This is a genomic window from Pseudomonas sp. TE3910 (assembly GCF_056279025.1).
In genome coordinates this window covers 3,612,846-3,628,491 of sequence record NZ_JBWBQN010000001.1, presented here as the reverse complement: position 1 = coordinate 3,628,491, position 15,646 = coordinate 3,612,846, and the positions used below count along the sequence as shown (strand labels likewise).

The window sequence follows — 15,646 nt, the reverse complement described above, 5'->3', positions numbered from 1 at the left end:
GTCCAGCCATGTGCCTGATCGTTTTTGCCTGGCGACCGGGGCATCCCCAGCCGCTGATCGTTGCCGCCAACCGCGATGAATTCTATGCCCGCCCTGCCCAACCGCTCAGCCATTGGGCCGATGCGCCAGGGGTGTATGCCGGCCGCGACCTGGAAGCCGGTGGCACCTGGCTGGGCGTCGGCCCTGCCGGTCGCTTCGCCGCACTGACCAACATCCGCGACCCCGACCAGCCTCTGGGCCAGCGCTCACGAGGCGAGTTGGTGTCGGGGTTTCTGACCGGGACGCAGCCTATCGAGGCCTATCTGGATCAGGTGGCCAGCCGTGCCTCGGAGTACAGCGGCTTCAATTTGCTGCTGAGCGATGGGCAACAGTTGGCGTACTTGAGTGCGCGGGAGGCCACCCCTAGGCTGCTGGATACCGGCGTCTATGGCCTTTCCAATGCCGGGCTCGACACACCCTGGCCCAAGTTGCTCAAGGCCCGTGCTGCACTGCAGGCTCAATTGCATGAGCCTCAGCCCGAGGCATTGTTGACGTTGCTGGCCGATGGCCAACAGGCGGCAGAGAGCGAACTGCCGGAAACCGGCGTAGGCATGGCCACGGAGCGGCTGCTGTCGAGTGTGTTCATTGCCAGCCAGAGCTACGGCACACGGGCCAGCACGGTGCTGCTGGTGTCGGCGGATGGTTCGCGGCAGTTGGTAGAGCGCAGCTTCGGGCCCTTTGGCGGGCATTTGGGCGAGGTGGCATTGCACCTATGACCCTATGAACCTATGAAATGCGAACCTATGAAATGCGCGGTGCCTGAGAGACAGGCACCGCGCAAGGTTGTAGCAGTGACGCGACGTAGCAGCCCCTACAAGGTCTTCGGCGACGCCGGGTTGATCATCCGCGCCAGGCCCAGGTTCTTCAGGGCCAATTGCAGCGAGCTGTGGATAACTTGCGGGTTGTCGATCTTCATGGCCTGGGCCAACAGGTCCTTGGACTGGCTCAGGCTGATCTGACGCAGCATCCACTTCACCTTGGGCAGGTTGGTGGCGTTCATCGACAGGCTGTCAAAGCCCATGGCCATGAGCAGCACCGCCGCCGCCGGATCACCGGCCATCTCACCGCAGATACTCACCGGCTTGCCTTCGGCATGAGCGTCGTTGACAACGTTCTGCAACGCTTGCAGCACCGCCGGGTGCAGGTAGTCGTACAGGTCGGCAACCCGCGGGTTGTTGCGGTCGACGGCCAACAGGTACTGCGTCAGGTCGTTGGAGCCGACCGACAGGAAGTCCACCATGCGAGCCAGTTCGCGGGTCTGGTAGACCGCCGCAGGAATCTCGATCATCACCCCCACCGGCGGCATCGGCACATCAGTGCCTTCATCACGCACTTCGCCCCAGGCGCGGTGGATCAGGTGCAAGGCCTCTTCCAGCTCATGAATACCGGAAATCATCGGCAGCAGAATGCGCAGGTTGTTCAACCCTTCGCTGGCCTTGAGCATGGCACGGGTCTGCACCAGGAAGATTTCCGGGTGGTCGAGGGTCACGCGGATACCGCGCCAGCCGAGGAAGGGGTTGTCTTCCTTGATCGGGAAATAGGACAAGGCCTTGTCGCCGCCGATGTCCAGGCTGCGCATGGTCACCGGCTGCGGATGAAACGCAGCCAGTTGCTCGCGGTAGATCGCCAGCTGTTCCTTCTCGCTGGGGAAGCGCTGGTTGATCATGAACGGGACTTCGGTGCGGTACAGGCCGACACCCTCGGCACCGCGCTGCTGGGCGCGGGCGACATCGGCAAGCAGGCCGGTGTTCACCCACAGCGGCATGCGATGGCCGTCGGTAGTGATGCACGGCAGCTCGCGCAGGGCGTCGAGCCCCTGAGCCAACTGGCGCTCCTCTTCCACCACCTCGGCATACTGCTTGCGCAGTACCTCGCTGGGGTTGGTGTAGACCTCGCCGTGGTAGCCGTCGACGATCATCTGAATGCCGTCGACCTTGGAGTACGGCAGGTCGACCAGGCCCATGACCGTCGGAATACCCATGGCCCGGGCCAGGATCGCAACGTGGGAGTTGCCCGAACCCAATACCGAGACCAGGCCCGCAAGCTTGCCTTCAGGCACTTCGCCAAGCATGGCAGGGGTCAGCTCTTCGCTGACCAGAATCGTGTTGTCGGGATAGACCAGCGTCTGCTGGCGGGCCTCCTGCAGGTAGGCCAGCAGTCGCCGGCCCAGATCCTTCACGTCGGAAGCCCTCTCCCGCAGGTAGTCGTCGTCCATCAGCTCGAAACGGCTGACGTGCTCGCCGACCACCTGGCGCAAGGCACCCTGGGCCCATTGGCCGGTCTTGATCACCTGCACGACTTCACCGCCCAGGGCAGCATCTTCAAGCATCATCAGGTAGACGTCGAACAACGCACGCTCTTCTGGGCGCAACTGGGTAGCCAGCTTGGCCGAGAGGTTGCGCATGTCGTTGCGCACGCCTTCAAGGGCGGTGTTGAACAGGCTCAGTTCGGCGTCAATGTCCGTGACGGTCTTGTCCGGCACGACGTCGAGGTCGGCCGGCGGCAGCATGACCACGGCGGTACCGACCGCTGCACCCGGCGAACCCGGCACACCGACGAATTTGGCTTCCTGGATACCTTTGCCCTGACGGCCCAGGCCACGGATCGAGCCCGTCGCCTCGGCATGGGCGATAACCCCGGCAAGCTGTGCGCTCATGGTCACGAGGAAGGCTTCTTCGCCCTCATCGAACTGGCGACGCTCTTTTTGCTGGATAACCAGAACACCAACCACCCGACGGTGGTGGATGATCGGCGCCCCGAGGAACGAGGCAAAGCGTTCTTCGCCCGTTTCGGCAAAGTAGCGATAACGCGGGTGATCGGCGGCGTTTTCGAGGTTCAGCGGCTCTTCGCGGGTGCCCACGAGGCCGACCAGGCCTTCGTTGGGGGCCATGCTGACCTTGCCGATAGACCGTTTGTTAAGGCCCTCGGTGGCCATCAGGACGAAACGGTTGGTTTCCGGATCAAGCAAATAGACCGAGCAGACCTGACTGCCCATGGCCTCTTTGACGCGCAAGACAATAATCCCCAACGCCGTTTTCAGATCCTTGGCGGAGTTAACTTCCTGGACGATCTTGCGCAGCGTATTGAGCATGGCTCGGGGTCGAACTCCGTCGTCAGTCGCGCGCCAACAGGCGCGGTGCAAGCTCTTTGAGAGCGCGGCGGTAAACCTCGCGCTTGAATGTCACCACCTGGCCCAGCGGGTACCAATAACTGACCCAACGCCAGCCATCGAACTCCGGTTTCCCGGTCAAATCCATCCGCACTCGCTGCTCATTGGACACCAGGCGCAGGAGAAACCATTTCTGTTTCTGGCCGATACACAGCGGTTGGCTGTGGGTACGCACCAGGCGTTGGGGTAAACGATAACGCAACCAGCCACGGGTGCAGGCAAGAATTTCAACATCATGTCGTTCAAGCCCCACTTCTTCGTTCAGCTCGCGGTACAAGGCCTCTTCTGGTGTTTCCTCGGGGTTGATCCCGCCCTGGGGAAACTGCCAGGCATCCTGGTTGATACGACGAGCCCATAGCACCTGCCCGGCATCATTCGTCAGAATGATCCCGACATTGGGGCGAAAACCATCGGGGTCGATCACGGCAGCAACCTCGCAAACGCATGTCCCCGCATTGTTCCACAAAGCCCACAAGGCCAGCAACGCGCCTGCGGACCTTATGTGCATCGATGTGAAAAGTCCGTATTCTTAAGGACTTTTCAGATGTTATGCGAGTGACTGCAATGCGCCTGGCTTTATTCGATCTGGACAATACTCTCCTTGGCGGTGACAGCGATCACGCATGGGGCGATTACCTCTGCGAGCGCGGCATTCTCGACCCTGTCGAGTACCAGAACCGCAACGATGCCTTCTATCAGGACTACCTGGCCGGCAAGCTGAATCTGAACGACTACCTGAACTTCAGCCTGGAAATCCTCGCCAAAACCGAAATGGCGCAACTCGACGAATGGCACCGCGACTTCATGCGCGACTGCGTTGAGCCGATCATCCTGCCCAAAGCCCTTGATCTGCTGGAAGAGCACCGTAGCGCAGGCGACAAGCTGGTGATCATCACCGCCACTAACCGTTTCATCACGGGCCCGATTGCCAAGCGCCTGGGCGTACAAACCCTGCTGGCCACCGAATGCGAGATGATTGATGGCCGTTACAGCGGGCGCAGTACCGATATACCGTGTTTCCGTGAAGGCAAAGTGACACGCCTCAATCGCTGGCTGCTGGAAAACGGCTTCAGCCTGGAAGGCAGCCATTTCTACAGCGACTCGATGAACGACCTGGCGCTGCTGGAAGCGGTCGAACACCCGATTGCAGTCGACCCGGACCCGAACCTGCGCGCCGAAGCCGAAAAGCGTGGCTGGAGAGTCATCAGCCTGCGTGACTAAGGGCTGAAGGCAATCAATCGCCAGCACGTCCTGCACCCAAGTAGTGCAGGGTGTGCTGGCGACAGGCGCGACGATTACACCGGTTTAGCGACCATCAGGCCGATGATGCTGAGGAAAATAACCGCGCTCAGCGCTGCCAGTATCACGACCGAGCGTCGACTGGCTGTGGCCTTGCCCAATCGCCCCACCAGCAGCAACCAGCACACGCACCCCAGCAGGTAGAGTACGGCCCCGCCAAGCAGCCAGGCCTGTTCCAGCGGCCAACCAATCAGGTGCACCAGCCACCAGCCACTGAAGGGCAGGCTGAACAGGCTCAGGCCCATCAGAATCCAGACGAACAACCAGGGCCGCTGCAGGCTCGTCGCAGGGCCGGCTACCGTATTGGCGCGCTGACGCCACGCCTGGAACACCAGCCCCAATGCACACCCCAGCGACAACGCCGTCGCCAGGCCATGCAACATTTTCATCACGCTTAAAGTTTCCATACGAAAGCATCCCACCCCATCAAAGCACCGTCTTGAGCGTAGCAGCCTCAGCCGAGGAACAGCCGGTACGCCGGGTTCTCGGTTTCATCCCAGTAGGGGTAGCCGATCTTGGCCAGCGCTGCGGGTACCAGATGCCGCTCTTCGTCCGGCACCTGCAAACCTGCAACCACACGGCCGTCGGCCGCACCGTGGTTACGGTAATGGAACATCGAGATGTTCCAGCGCCCACCCAGTTTGTTGAGGAAGTTGAACAGCGCACCCGGGCGCTCCGGGAACTCGAAGCGCAGCACCATCTCGTTGCTGACACCCGCCGCATGACCTCCGACCATGTGCCGGATATGCAACTTGGCCAGTTCGTTGTCGGTCAGGTCGAGCACCGGGAAGCCCTGCTCACTCAGGCTTTGCAGCAAGGCGCTGCGCGGGTCGGTGTCAGGATGGGTCTGCACGCCAACAAAAATATGGGCTTCGCCCTCGGCGTGGTAACGGTAGTTGAACTCGGTGATCTGGCGCTTGCCAATGGCCTCGCAAAACGCCTTGAAGCTGCCCGGCTGCTCAGGGATGGTCACGGCAATGATTGCCTCACGCCCTTCACCCAGCTCGGCGCGCTCGGCCACATGGCGCAGACGGTCGAAGTTGACGTTGGCACCGGAGTCGATGGCCACCAGCGTCTGGCCGCTGACACCGCGCAGTTCGACGTATTTCTTGATGCCCGCCACACCGAGGGCGCCCGCAGGTTCGGTGATCGAGCGGGTATCGTCGTAAATATCCTTGATCGCCGCACAGATCTCGTCAGTACTGACGGTAATGACCTCGTCGACGTAGTCTTTGCAGATCTCAAAGGTGTACTGGCCGATTTGCGCAACTGCCACGCCATCGGCAAACAACCCGACCTGCGGCAATACCACGCGCTCACCCGCAGCCATGGCGGCTTGCAGGCAATTGGAGTCATCCGGCTCGACGCCGATCACCTTGATCTCCGGGCGCAGGTACTTCACGTAGGCCGCGATACCGGCAATCAGGCCACCACCACCGACCGGAACGAAGATCGCGTCCAACTGGCCCGGGTGCTGGCGCAGAATCTCCATGGCCACGGTGCCTTGGCCTGCGATGGTGTGCGGGTCGTCGTAGGGGTGGATGTAGACGAAGCCCTTCTCATCGACCAGTTTCAGCGAATAGGCCAGCGCTTCGGGAAAGGAATCGCCATGCAGCACAACCTTGCCGCCACGCGAGCGCACACCTTCGACCTTGATCTCGGGCGTGGTCTTGGGCATGACGATGGTTGCCTTGATGCCCAACTCCTTCGCCGCAAGTGCTACACCCTGGGCATGGTTACCCGCCGACGCGGTGACCACGCCACGGGCGAGTTCCTCGGGGGTCAGTTGGGCCAGCTTGTTGTAGGCGCCACGAATCTTGAAGGAGAACACCGGCTGCAGGTCTTCGCGCTTGAGCAGCACGGTATTGCCCAAGCGCTTGCTCAGCTGCCCGGCACGTTGCAATGGCGTTTCGACAGCGACGTCATAGACGCGCGAGGTGAGGATCTTCTTGACGTACTGTTCGAGCATCGGGAAAGCATCACTGGGCGGCTGGGACAAGGCCTGGGAGTCTACCCCAGCGCCCTGTCGGGCGACCACCGCCAGCCTAGGGTTTTAGCCGTTATACTAGGCAACCTCAGATACTCCTCCCCGCTTCGGAGCCCGCATGACCCAGGACCAACTCAAACAGGCTGTCGCCCAGGCCGCTGTCGATTTCATTCTGCCCAAGCTCGATGACAAGAGCATCGTCGGCGTCGGCACCGGCTCGACCGCCAACTGCTTCATCGACGCCCTGGCCAAGCACAAAGGTGCCTTCGACGGTGCCGTTGCCAGTTCCGAAGCCACTGCTGCGCGCCTGAAAGGCCATGGCATTCCGGTGTATGAGCTGAACACCGTCAGCGAGTTGGAGTTCTATGTCGACGGTGCCGACGAAAGCAACGAGCACCTGGCCCTGATCAAGGGCGGCGGCGCCGCACTGACCCGCGAGAAGATCGTTGCCGCCGTGGCCAAGACCTTCATCTGCATCGCTGACGCCAGCAAGCTGGTTTCCGGTACTGGGCGCCTTCCCGCTGCCAGTGGAAGTGATCCCGATGGCCCGCAGTCACGTTGCCCGCCAACTGGTCAAACTGGGCGGCGACCCGGTGTACCGCGAAGGCGTGGTAACCGACAACGGCAACATCATCCTCGATGTGTACAACCTGCAGATCACCAACCCGGTGGAACTGGAAAGCCAGATCAACGCCATCGTTGGTGTCGTCACCAATGGTCTGTTCGCCGCGCGCCCTGCCGATCTGCTACTGCTGGGTACCCCGGAAGGCGTAAAAACACTGCGTAACTGATACACCCGTCAAGCGCAGGCCGGCCCCCAACGATGGTCGTTTACGGGGCCGGTTGCTTCTTGAAGATGTAGAACAGGTTGGGTTCACTGACCAGGTAGAGCGTCCCGGCATCGTCCAGGGCAATACCTTCTGCCTGCGGCACGCTCTGCTGCAGCCCTTGAAAACCCTTGTGCAGAGACAAGCTGTTCAACGGTTTCCCTTCAGTATCCAGCTCCAGTACCAGTTTCGATTCGTCCGACAAGGCCAGCAAATGGCCGCTGCGCTCATCGAACACCAGGCTCGACAAATCACGCATGAACAACCGTGAATCACGCTGGCGATCCTGCACTACATGCACGGAATAAGGCTGCCCGTCGCCCTCATGAGGGAACCCCTGCACCTCGTAGATCAACATCGGGTCGCGCTCCTTGGCCACGAACAGACGCTTGCCTGCCGAGTCATAGGCCAAACCCTCGAACCCTTTGTTGCCGTTCAGACCAACCCCCAGAGACAGCTGCTCAGCGGTACTGGCATCCAGCACGCGGGTGTCATCATTCAGTTGAACAAGGATCAGCCGCTGTTGGCGCTCGTCGGTGATGACATAGCTGCCAGGCTCGACATACTCAACGGCTTCCGGGTCGCCGAAACCAATCAACGGCAAGCGCCTCACGATGACGCCATCCAGCGACAGCTCTATCAGTTCTGAACGCTTGTTGGTGACACTGAACAGGCTTTTACGATCAGGGTCGTAGGTCAGTGCAGAGAGGTCATCGTCTAGCCCCTCGATAGGCTTGGCTTCAAGTACGACCTGATAGCGATCCAGGCCAATACCGTGCTCGACCGGCTGCCACCAGGTCTTGAGGTTGAACCAACCGCGCTCGAGCAATCGATACTCGTGCGCCGCCAAAGCCAACAAAGAAAGGGCCGACAGGCTGATAAGCAAAGCAAGCAGAGGTAAACGGATAAAACGTCGCATTCAGGCAGACTCAACAAAAATCGACCTAAAGCTAACCATACCCACCTGAATCGAAGCTTAAAGCACCAGGGCAAGCACGCTTAGTGCTTGCGGAAGCGATAGAACAGGTTCGGCTCGCTGACCATATACAGCGTGCCCTGCTCATCCATGGCAACCCCTTCAGCCCGTGGAATACGCTTTTGCAAACCGTTGAAGCCGCCCTGCAGGGTCATGAAGCTGACCTGTTGGCCCTGCTGATCCAGCTCGAGCAACATGTTGGAGTCGGCCGACAGCACCAGCATATGGCCCGTACGTGGATCAATGCCAAGGGCAGATACATTGCGCAGATCGAGTTCGTCGCTGGACAGCGACTGTTTCTGACCGCTCAATTGGCCCGAACTATCGCTACTCCAGGTGAACAACTTTGGTGGCCGCTCCTCACCCAACACCAACCGTTGGCGTTTTGGCTCCCAGGCAACCCCCTCGAACGCCTTGTTCTGATTCTTCGACGGCCCAAGGTCGTATTGCGGGAAGTCGGCGCTGTTCAGTGCCTTGGTATCGGCATCGACCCGGATGATGGTCACGGTATGATCGCGCTCATCGACAATTGCCATGCGCCCACCCTCCAGCACGGCAACCCCCTCGGGGTTGCTCCAGCCATTGAGGGGCATTTTGCGCAGCACATCACCGTCCAGCGTCAGTTGAACCAGGAACGGGTTCTTGCCCATCACCGCGAACAGGGTTTTGGTTTGCGGGTCGTAGGAGACATCTGAAGCTTCGTCATCTTCCATGCCAGGCAGCACCTTGGCATCAATGTCGGCGTGGTAGTCCGGCAACCAGACGCTAGCCCGTTGTTCTGCCGGGCTCTCGAAACGCTCTTTGATCCAGAGCAGGCCACGGTCATCCCAATGCATGGCATAGGCCACGCCATAGCCGATGACCGCCGCAGTCGCCAACCAGGTCGACCAACGCAACATTAAAGGACGCTTGCGCACAGACGGCAGAGAGTCGCCGGAAGGAAACGGTGTGGTCATCGAGGATTCCTGCTTGTTTTTTACCGATTTAATAGCACAGCACCGGCAGGTTCACGTGAACCAATGCGCAGGCATTATCCGGATGACTTGTGAAAAAATCGGTAAAAGCAGGCTGACTGTAACGATAAAGCAGGTGGCAGCCATTACGACTGCCACACAGGTCCGGCGTACCGGCGCTCAGAGTACCTTGCTTTCGAAACGGCTGATGCCAGGCAGCTCCAGCACCAGTTCGTCCCCCTGATTCAGCGGGCCGACGCCTGCTGGCGTACCGGTGAGGATCACATCACCGGCCTGCAGGGAAAACTGTGCCGCCATGTACTGGATCATCGGAACAATCGGATTAAGCATCAGCTCGCTGTTGCCATCCTGGCGTACCTCGCCATTGATGCTCAGACGAATGCCGATATCGGTCAGGTCCTCGAAGGTACTGGCCGGCACAAACGGCGCCAGAACGCAGGCACCATCGAACGACTTGGCCAATTCCCAGGGCAAACCCTTTTCCTTCAGTTTGGACTGGACGTCACGCAGGGTCAGGTCCAGTGCCGGGGCGAAGCCGGAGATCGCATCGAGCACTTCTTCTTCGTCGGGCTGGGTCGACAGCGACTTGCCCAACAACACGGCGATTTCCGCCTCGTAGTGCACCGAGCCACGTTCGGTGGGGATCTTGAAACCACCCTCGAGCGGCACGACACAACTGCCGGGCTTGATGAACAACAAGGGTTCAGTCGGTACCGGGTTATTCAGTTCCTTGGCATGTTCGGCGTAATTACGGCCAATGCACACCACCTTGCCCAACGGGAAGTGAATACGCGTGCCGTCTAGATACTGGTGCTGGTAGCTCATTGCCGACTCCTGGCGCTGTTAATCACTTTTGGGGGAAACGCGTCACTCGACCGGGAAGATTTTGCCCGGGTTCATGATCCCATTCGGGTCGAAGGCGGCCTTAACCGCCTTCATGTACTCGATTTCCACGGGCGAACGGCTGTAGGTCAGGTAGTCGCGCTTGGTCATGCCAACACCGTGCTCGGCAGAAATCGAGCCGTTGTACTTCTCTACCGTTTCGAAAACCCATTTGTTGACGGTAGCGCACTTGGCGAAGAACTCGTCCTTACTCAGGTTTTCCGGCTTGAGGATGTTCAGGTGCAAATTGCCGTCGCCGATGTGGCCATACCAGACGACTTCAAAATCAGGGTAGTGTTCGCCGACAATCGCATCGATATCCTTCAAGAACGCCGGCACTTTCGATACGGTGACCGAAATGTCGTTCTTGTAGGGCGTCCAGTGCGAGATGGTCTCGGAGATGTACTCACGCAGTTTCCAGAGGTTTTTCAGTTGTTGCTCGCTCTGGCTCATCACGCCGTCGATCACCCAGCCTTGCTCCACACAGTGCTCGAAGGTTGCCAGGGCGTCGTTGGCCACCTCTTCGGTGCTCGCCTCGAACTCCAGCAAGGCATAGAACGGGCAGTCGGTGTCAAAGGGTGCAGGCACATCGCCACGCGCCATGATCTTGGCCAGGGCCTTGTCGGAGAAGAACTCAAAGGCGGTGAGGTCCAGCTTGCCCTGGAAAGCATGAAGCACCGGCATGATCGAGTCGAAGTCCGGGGTGCCCAGGACCATCGCGGTGAGGTTCTTCGGCGCGCGGTCCAGGCGCATCGTGGCTTCAACCACAAAGCCCAGAGTGCCTTCAGCCCCAATGAACAACTGACGCAGATCGTAACCGGTGGCGTTCTTGATCAAGTCCTTGTTCAACTCAAGCAGGTCGCCCTTGCCGGTGACGACTTTCAGGCCAGCCACCCAATTACGGGTCATGCCGTAGCGAATAACCTTGATACCGCCGGCATTGGTGCCGATATTGCCGCCAATCTGGCTTGATCCTGCTGAAGCAAAGTCAACCGGGTAGTACAGCCCCTGGTCTGCCGCGAACTGCTGCAGTTGCGCGGTAATCACCCCAGGCTGGCAGACGACCGTACGATCACCGGCGTTGAAACCGAGAATCTGGTTCATGTAGTCGAAGGCCACTACCACTTCGCCATTGGCCGCAACGGCTGCGGCGGAAAGCCCGGTTCGCCCGCCCGACGGCACCAGCGCAACCTTGCGCTGGTTGGCCCAGCGGACGATGGCCTGTACCTGTTCGATGCTCTTCGGAAACACGATGGCCAGCGGTGCCGGCGCAAAATGTTTGGTCCAATCCTTGCCGTACGTATCGAGGGAAGCAGCGTCGGTCAGTACCTTGCCAGGTTCAACCAGAGTCAACAGCTCATCAATCAGCGCAGGATTGGTCATCGATAGAACTCTCGAACAATTCATAGTCACCCTGAGGACTCTTCACGTGCCAGGGATGGGCGTATCAAGGGGTCGTTATGCTAGCATATGCCCCCCGCTAATCGTGCTTCAGGCCGATCTGCGACAGCTTCTCTTCCCTGCCATTTTTTCTCCGGGACACAGGTTTACGCAGATGAGCAAGACTTCTCTCGATAAGAGCAAGATCAAGTTCCTTCTCCTCGAAGGCGTCCACCAAACTGCCGTGGACGTCCTTAAGGCCGCCGGGTACACCAACATTGAGTACCTCACCGGCTCTCTGCCCGACGCCGATCTGAAGGAAAAGATCGCCGATGCTCACTTCATCGGTATCCGCTCGCGCACTCAGCTGACCGAAGAGGTTTTCGACTGCGCCAAGAAACTGGTCGCTGTCGGCTGTTTCTGCATTGGTACCAACCAGGTCGACCTCAACGCGGCTCGCGAACGCGGTATCGCCGTGTTCAACGCACCGTACTCCAACACCCGTTCCGTTGCCGAACTGGTACTGGCCGAGGCCATCCTGCTGCTACGCGGCATCCCGGAGAAGAACGCGTCCTGCCACCGTGGTGGCTGGATCAAGAGCGCGGCCAACTCCTTCGAGATCCGTGGCAAGAAGCTGGGTATCGTCGGCTACGGCTCGATCGGCACCCAACTGTCGGTCCTGGCTGAAGGCCTGGGCATGCAGGTTTACTTCTACGACACCATCACCAAGCTGCCGCTGGGTAACGCCACTCAGGTGAACAACCTGCACGAGCTGCTGGGCATGTGCGACATCGTCTCGCTGCACGTTCCAGAAACCGCAGCCACCCAGTGGATGATCGGCGAGAAGGAAATTCGCGCCATCAAGAAAGGCGGCATCCTGATCAACGCCGCCCGTGGCACCGTGGTCGAACTGGACCACCTGGCTGCCGCCATCAAGGACAAGCACCTGATCGGCGCCGCCATCGACGTATTCCCGGTCGAGCCACGCTCCAACGATGAAGAGTTCGAAAGCCCGCTGCGCGGCCTGGACAACGTCATCCTGACCCCGCACATCGGTGGCTCGACTGCCGAAGCGCAGGCCAACATCGGCCTGGAAGTGGCAGAAAAGCTGGTCAAGTACAGCGACAACGGTACGTCGGTATCCTCGGTCAACTTCCCTGAAGTGGCCCTTCCGGCCCACCCAGGCAAGCACCGTCTGCTGCACATCCACCAAAACATCCCGGGTGTTCTCAGCGAGATCAACAAGGTCTTCGCCGAAAACGCCATCAACATCTCCGGTCAGTTCCTGCAGACCAACGAGAAGGTGGGTTACGTGGTTATCGACGTAGATGCCGAGTACTCCGACCTGGCCCAGGAAAAACTGCAACAGATCAAGGGCACCATCCGTTCCCGCGTTCTGTTCTAAGCATCCTGCGGCATAAAAAAGGGAGGCCCTGATGGCCTCCCTTTTTTTGTGTGCCGTGTTTACTTGACGGTCACTGTGATCTTCTTCGATTCAACACTCGGCTTGAATGGCACGTGGAACTTGTCGCCCAGCACCAGTTGCAGCGTGTGCTTGCCTGGCGTCAAGGTGATCTGGGTTTCAGTCTGCGCCTTACCGAAATGAACAACATGCTCACCCGGCGGCAGCGGCTGATTGTCGGCCGGCAACACCGTGGCTGGCAGCACCTGGTCAGCAGCAGGCTCTTTGCTCACGTCGACCAACAGGTGGTGGTGACCGGTGTGCGGGGTATCATCGCCGGCAGGCTTGAGCGCCATGCCTTCGATACCAAACTTGACGGTAAAGGTCTTGTCCACCGTAGCCCCATCGGCAGGGGACAGAATGGAAACCTTGGCCCCTGCAGGCGGTTCCTGGCTTTTCAGGCCCTCGGCTGCTGCCAGAACGGAGACGCCCATTAGCAGACCAGCAATAGCTGCACACGAAATCAGGCTTTTCATTCACTACTCCTGTGATTTACTTCACTAACAGAGGCTGCAAAATAGTGCGGCAGCAGCCAGTAACCATAGATCAATTGGAACGGTCTGTGTTTGTCTGTCTTCCTACAAAATATTTTGTAGGAAACGTCTAACATCCACTACCGACCAAGGTCCTAGGTGGCGTTCGACCGCAGCATTTGCATAAAGTCGCGGCGAACCGATCTTCAACTGCCAAAATAAAACAGGGGCAACAATGCGTTTGACCATAGGGGTATTGCTTGCAGCCCTGCTCAGTACAGCAGCGCACGCGGAACTGATCGACGACGTTAACGACCGCAACGAACTGCGCATTGCCGTCCAGGCATCCAACCCACCGTTCAATTTCAAGGACAATGACCAACTGAGCGGCTTCGAGATTGAACTGGGACGCGCCCTGGCAAATGAACTGGACGTCAACGCCTCGTTTATCGTGACCGACGCCACCGACCTGATCATGGGCGTGGAAAGCGGCAAATACGACATCGCCCTCAATCAGATCAGCGCAACCCCTGAGCTCAAGGATCGCCTGGATTTCAGCGCGCCCTACAGCTACTCCAGCGCCCAACTTATCGTGCGCAAGGAAGAAAAACGCCCACTGACAACCCTTGATGCCCTGAAGGGGCACACCCTGGGCTTCGTTCAGGGCAGCCAGTTTGCCGAACAGGCGCGCGTCATTGAAGGCGTAGACCTGCGCGGCTATCCGGATACGCACCAGCCCATAAAGGACATGGCCGACGATCAGATCGACGCCGTCATCAGTGATCGTTTGCTGGTGCCCTATGCCGTGCGCGACAGCAAACTACCCGTTACCGAAGGTGCAACTGTCGGCCCTGTGCTCAACCTGGCGATTCCCTTCCAGAAGGGTAACCCGGCTTTCCACAGCGCTCTGGACAGCGCACTGCAGCGCATCAAGAACGATGGTCGGTTGAGCGCGATGTCGGAAAAATGGTTCGGGATGGATGCCAGCAAACCGCCGAAGCCTTAAGCCTCAAGCGCATTCAATGCCTGTAATGCGGCGTCCAGCTCCAGCTCGCTGAAGACCTGAACGCCCTCGCGGCGCAGCAGTGCCGTGGTAACACCCTCGCCCGGCACCTTGGTGCCACTGAACGTGCCGTCATAGGTCAGGGCATTGCCACAGGACGGGCTACCGGACTTGAGCACGGCAATACGGATGCCGTGTTGCCGCACCAGCTGCAATGCCCGCTCGGCACCGGCCAAAAAGGCCGTACTGACATCCTCGCCATCGACGTTCACGACCACTACACGCCCCTCAAGTACGGCAGCGCCCTGGCCTCCGGGGATTTCCGCAGGTGGCCGCGGTGTCGGCAAACCACCTGCCACCTCGGGGCACAAGGGCACGACACGACCTTGCCGTTGCCATTGCAGCAGGCAATCCGGATACCCGCTGGCACGACCGTCATAACGCACCGGCTGGCCGAGCAGGCAGGCACTGACCAACACCTTGTGCATGTCAGAATGGCTCGTTGCCGCGTCGGCGAAACCAGCCCGTCAGGGACAGGCGATCACGAGTGGCCGGCAGCACCTCATGGGGAATGTCCCCGGAGAGGAACACCACCAGGCAACCGCCAGTTGGCTGTACATCATGCTCGACCCCACCTTTGAGGCTCATGCGCAGTTGTCCGCCGTTCTCTGGCAGCCAGGCTTCATTGAGGTAAAGCACCGCCGACACCATACGTCGGTCATCGTCGCGGAAGCGGTCCAGGTGCTGGCGATAAAACGCACCTGGCGGGTAGAACGCAAAGTGGCATTCAAAGTCCTCAAGCCCAAGGAACAAGCTGCTGTTCATCGCCTCGCGCAGGCTGTCCATCACCCCCAGGTACTGATCGCAAGCCTTGGACTCACCGGGCTCGATCCACTGGATATGGTCGCCGCGAATACCCTCGCGAACCTCCTGGGTAGCGCCGCGCCCGACGGCTGCCGGGGCTAGATCACCCTCGGTCTCACGCTTGCGGCACTCAGCCGCCAGCGCCCGCGTCAGGGTTTTCTGGCAGGAAAATATTCTGCTGCGACCAGCCATGGCTGGCCAGGTCATCAACGATACGTAACAACAGTGGGTGATCAGAGGATATGCGCATGCCGCGCATAGTATCTATCTGCCAAAAAAATCGACAGCGCCACTTGGCTGACAGAACACAT

Annotated in this window: 14 protein-coding genes and 2 pseudogenes; 5 read left to right on the top strand and 11 right to left on the bottom strand. The window is 59.6% G+C overall.

What is annotated here, in order from left to right:
* Positions 1 to 8: 8 nt before the first annotated feature.
* A complete protein-coding gene (locus ACZ9H3_RS16645; protein ID WP_065757997.1) occupies positions 9 to 755 on the top strand; it encodes an NRDE family protein in 747 nt (248 codons plus the stop codon).
* Between the two features lie 95 nt (positions 756 to 850).
* Here ACZ9H3_RS16645 and ptsP read toward each other — a convergent pair whose 3' ends face one another.
* Positions 851 to 3,130, bottom strand: coding sequence for a phosphoenolpyruvate--protein phosphotransferase (ptsP, locus tag ACZ9H3_RS16640; protein ID WP_476221585.1), 2,280 nt, complete (start codon positions 3,128 to 3,130; stop codon positions 851 to 853).
* A 22-nt stretch (positions 3,131 to 3,152) separates the two neighbouring features.
* Complete coding sequence (locus ACZ9H3_RS16635) at positions 3,153 to 3,632, bottom strand: RNA pyrophosphohydrolase (protein ID WP_065757999.1); 480 nt, start codon at positions 3,630 to 3,632, stop codon at positions 3,153 to 3,155.
* 140 nt (positions 3,633 to 3,772) lie between these two features.
* Between ACZ9H3_RS16635 and ACZ9H3_RS16630 the strand changes: the two genes are divergently transcribed.
* Positions 3,773 to 4,429 (top strand): histidinol-phosphatase, encoded by a 657-nt coding sequence (locus ACZ9H3_RS16630; protein ID WP_476221582.1) that lies wholly within the window; start codon positions 3,773 to 3,775, stop codon positions 4,427 to 4,429.
* A 74-nt stretch (positions 4,430 to 4,503) separates the two neighbouring features.
* Here the strand turns inward: ACZ9H3_RS16630 and ACZ9H3_RS16625 are convergent, their stop codons facing one another.
* The gene (locus ACZ9H3_RS16625) at positions 4,504 to 4,914 is read right to left on the bottom strand and encodes a DUF2269 family protein (protein ID WP_065758001.1); all 411 of its coding nucleotides are present in this window, start codon (positions 4,912 to 4,914) and stop codon (positions 4,504 to 4,506) included.
* 47 nt (positions 4,915 to 4,961) lie between these two features.
* Positions 4,962 to 6,476, bottom strand: coding sequence for a threonine ammonia-lyase, biosynthetic (gene ilvA, locus ACZ9H3_RS16620; RefSeq protein ID WP_065758002.1), 1,515 nt, complete (start codon positions 6,474 to 6,476; stop codon positions 4,962 to 4,964).
* A 136-nt stretch (positions 6,477 to 6,612) separates the two neighbouring features.
* Between ilvA and rpiA the strand changes: the two are divergent.
* Positions 6,613 to 7,285, top strand: a pseudogene (gene rpiA, locus ACZ9H3_RS16615) (ribose-5-phosphate isomerase RpiA).
* A 40-nt stretch (positions 7,286 to 7,325) separates the two neighbouring features.
* Here the strand turns inward: rpiA and ACZ9H3_RS16610 are convergent.
* The 4 genes from ACZ9H3_RS16610 to ACZ9H3_RS16595 all read right to left on the bottom strand — a co-directional run bounded on the left by ACZ9H3_RS16610 (position 7,326) and on the right by ACZ9H3_RS16595 (position 11,536).
* Positions 7,326 to 8,240, bottom strand: coding sequence for an SdiA-regulated domain-containing protein (locus ACZ9H3_RS16610; protein WP_476221580.1), 915 nt, complete (start codon positions 8,238 to 8,240; stop codon positions 7,326 to 7,328).
* An 80-nt stretch (positions 8,241 to 8,320) separates the two neighbouring features.
* Positions 8,321 to 9,253, bottom strand: a complete 933-nt coding sequence (locus tag ACZ9H3_RS16605; RefSeq protein ID WP_476221578.1) for an SdiA-regulated domain-containing protein — start codon at positions 9,251 to 9,253, stop codon at positions 8,321 to 8,323.
* Positions 9,254 to 9,430: 177 nt separating this feature from the next.
* Complete coding sequence (locus tag ACZ9H3_RS16600; RefSeq protein ID WP_065758006.1) at positions 9,431 to 10,096, bottom strand: fumarylacetoacetate hydrolase family protein; 666 nt, start codon at positions 10,094 to 10,096, stop codon at positions 9,431 to 9,433.
* Positions 10,097 to 10,138: 42 nt separating this feature from the next.
* Entirely contained in the window at positions 10,139 to 11,536 is a 1,398-nt protein-coding gene (locus ACZ9H3_RS16595; protein ID WP_330522199.1) for an FAD-binding oxidoreductase, read from the bottom strand.
* 172 nt (positions 11,537 to 11,708) lie between these two features.
* Here ACZ9H3_RS16595 and serA point away from each other — a divergent pair, with 172 nt between their 5' ends.
* Positions 11,709 to 12,938, top strand: a complete 1,230-nt coding sequence (gene serA, locus ACZ9H3_RS16590) for a phosphoglycerate dehydrogenase (protein WP_065758008.1) — start codon at positions 11,709 to 11,711, stop codon at positions 12,936 to 12,938.
* 59 nt (positions 12,939 to 12,997) lie between these two features.
* On the opposite strand, the gene ACZ9H3_RS16585 is transcribed toward serA, so the two are convergent.
* Positions 12,998 to 13,471, bottom strand: a complete 474-nt coding sequence (locus ACZ9H3_RS16585; RefSeq protein ID WP_330522197.1) for a DUF4399 domain-containing protein — start codon at positions 13,469 to 13,471, stop codon at positions 12,998 to 13,000.
* A 232-nt stretch (positions 13,472 to 13,703) separates the two neighbouring features.
* Here ACZ9H3_RS16585 and ACZ9H3_RS16580 point away from each other — a divergent pair, with 232 nt between their 5' ends.
* Positions 13,704 to 14,474 carry a transporter substrate-binding domain-containing protein gene (locus ACZ9H3_RS16580; RefSeq protein ID WP_065758010.1) on the top strand — a complete coding sequence of 257 codons (771 nt, stop codon included), beginning with the start codon at positions 13,704 to 13,706 and terminating at the stop codon, positions 14,472 to 14,474.
* On the opposite strand, the gene ACZ9H3_RS16575 is transcribed toward ACZ9H3_RS16580, so the two are convergent.
* Positions 14,471 to 14,959 carry a 2-thiouracil desulfurase family protein gene (locus tag ACZ9H3_RS16575; protein ID WP_065758011.1) on the bottom strand — a complete coding sequence of 163 codons (489 nt, stop codon included), beginning with the start codon at positions 14,957 to 14,959 and terminating at the stop codon, positions 14,471 to 14,473. The genes ACZ9H3_RS16580 and ACZ9H3_RS16575 overlap by 4 nt on opposite strands.
* A 1-nt stretch (position 14,960) precedes the next feature.
* A pseudogene (locus tag ACZ9H3_RS16570) lies at positions 14,961 to 15,594 on the bottom strand (2OG-Fe(II) oxygenase).
* Positions 15,595 to 15,646: the final 52 nt, after the last annotated feature.

Bases quoted from the DNA above. Each gene is read 5' to 3' on its own strand.
- ACZ9H3_RS16645 (WP_065757997.1), top strand. From the start codon at position 9: ATGTGCCTGATCGTTTTTGCCTGGCGACCGGGGCATCCCCAGCCGCTG.
- ptsP (WP_476221585.1), bottom strand. From the start codon at position 3,130: ATGCTCAATACGCTGCGCAAGATCGTCCAGGAAGTTAACTCCGCCAAG.
- ACZ9H3_RS16630 (WP_476221582.1), top strand. From the start codon at position 3,773: ATGCGCCTGGCTTTATTCGATCTGGACAATACTCTCCTTGGCGGTGAC.
- ACZ9H3_RS16625 (WP_065758001.1), bottom strand. From the start codon at position 4,914: ATGGAAACTTTAAGCGTGATGAAAATGTTGCATGGCCTGGCGACGGCG.
- ilvA (WP_065758002.1), bottom strand. From the start codon at position 6,476: ATGCTCGAACAGTACGTCAAGAAGATCCTCACCTCGCGCGTCTATGAC.
- ACZ9H3_RS16610 (WP_476221580.1), bottom strand. From the start codon at position 8,240: ATGCGACGTTTTATCCGTTTACCTCTGCTTGCTTTGCTTATCAGCCTG.
- ACZ9H3_RS16605 (WP_476221578.1), bottom strand. From the start codon at position 9,253: ATGACCACACCGTTTCCTTCCGGCGACTCTCTGCCGTCTGTGCGCAAG.
- ACZ9H3_RS16600 (WP_065758006.1), bottom strand. From the start codon at position 10,096: ATGAGCTACCAGCACCAGTATCTAGACGGCACGCGTATTCACTTCCCG.
- ACZ9H3_RS16595 (WP_330522199.1), bottom strand. From the start codon at position 11,536: ATGACCAATCCTGCGCTGATTGATGAGCTGTTGACTCTGGTTGAACCT.
- serA (WP_065758008.1), top strand. From the start codon at position 11,709: ATGAGCAAGACTTCTCTCGATAAGAGCAAGATCAAGTTCCTTCTCCTC.
- ACZ9H3_RS16585 (WP_330522197.1), bottom strand. From the start codon at position 13,471: ATGAAAAGCCTGATTTCGTGTGCAGCTATTGCTGGTCTGCTAATGGGC.
- ACZ9H3_RS16580 (WP_065758010.1), top strand. From the start codon at position 13,704: ATGCGTTTGACCATAGGGGTATTGCTTGCAGCCCTGCTCAGTACAGCA.
- ACZ9H3_RS16575 (WP_065758011.1), bottom strand. From the start codon at position 14,959: ATGCACAAGGTGTTGGTCAGTGCCTGCCTGCTCGGCCAGCCGGTGCGT.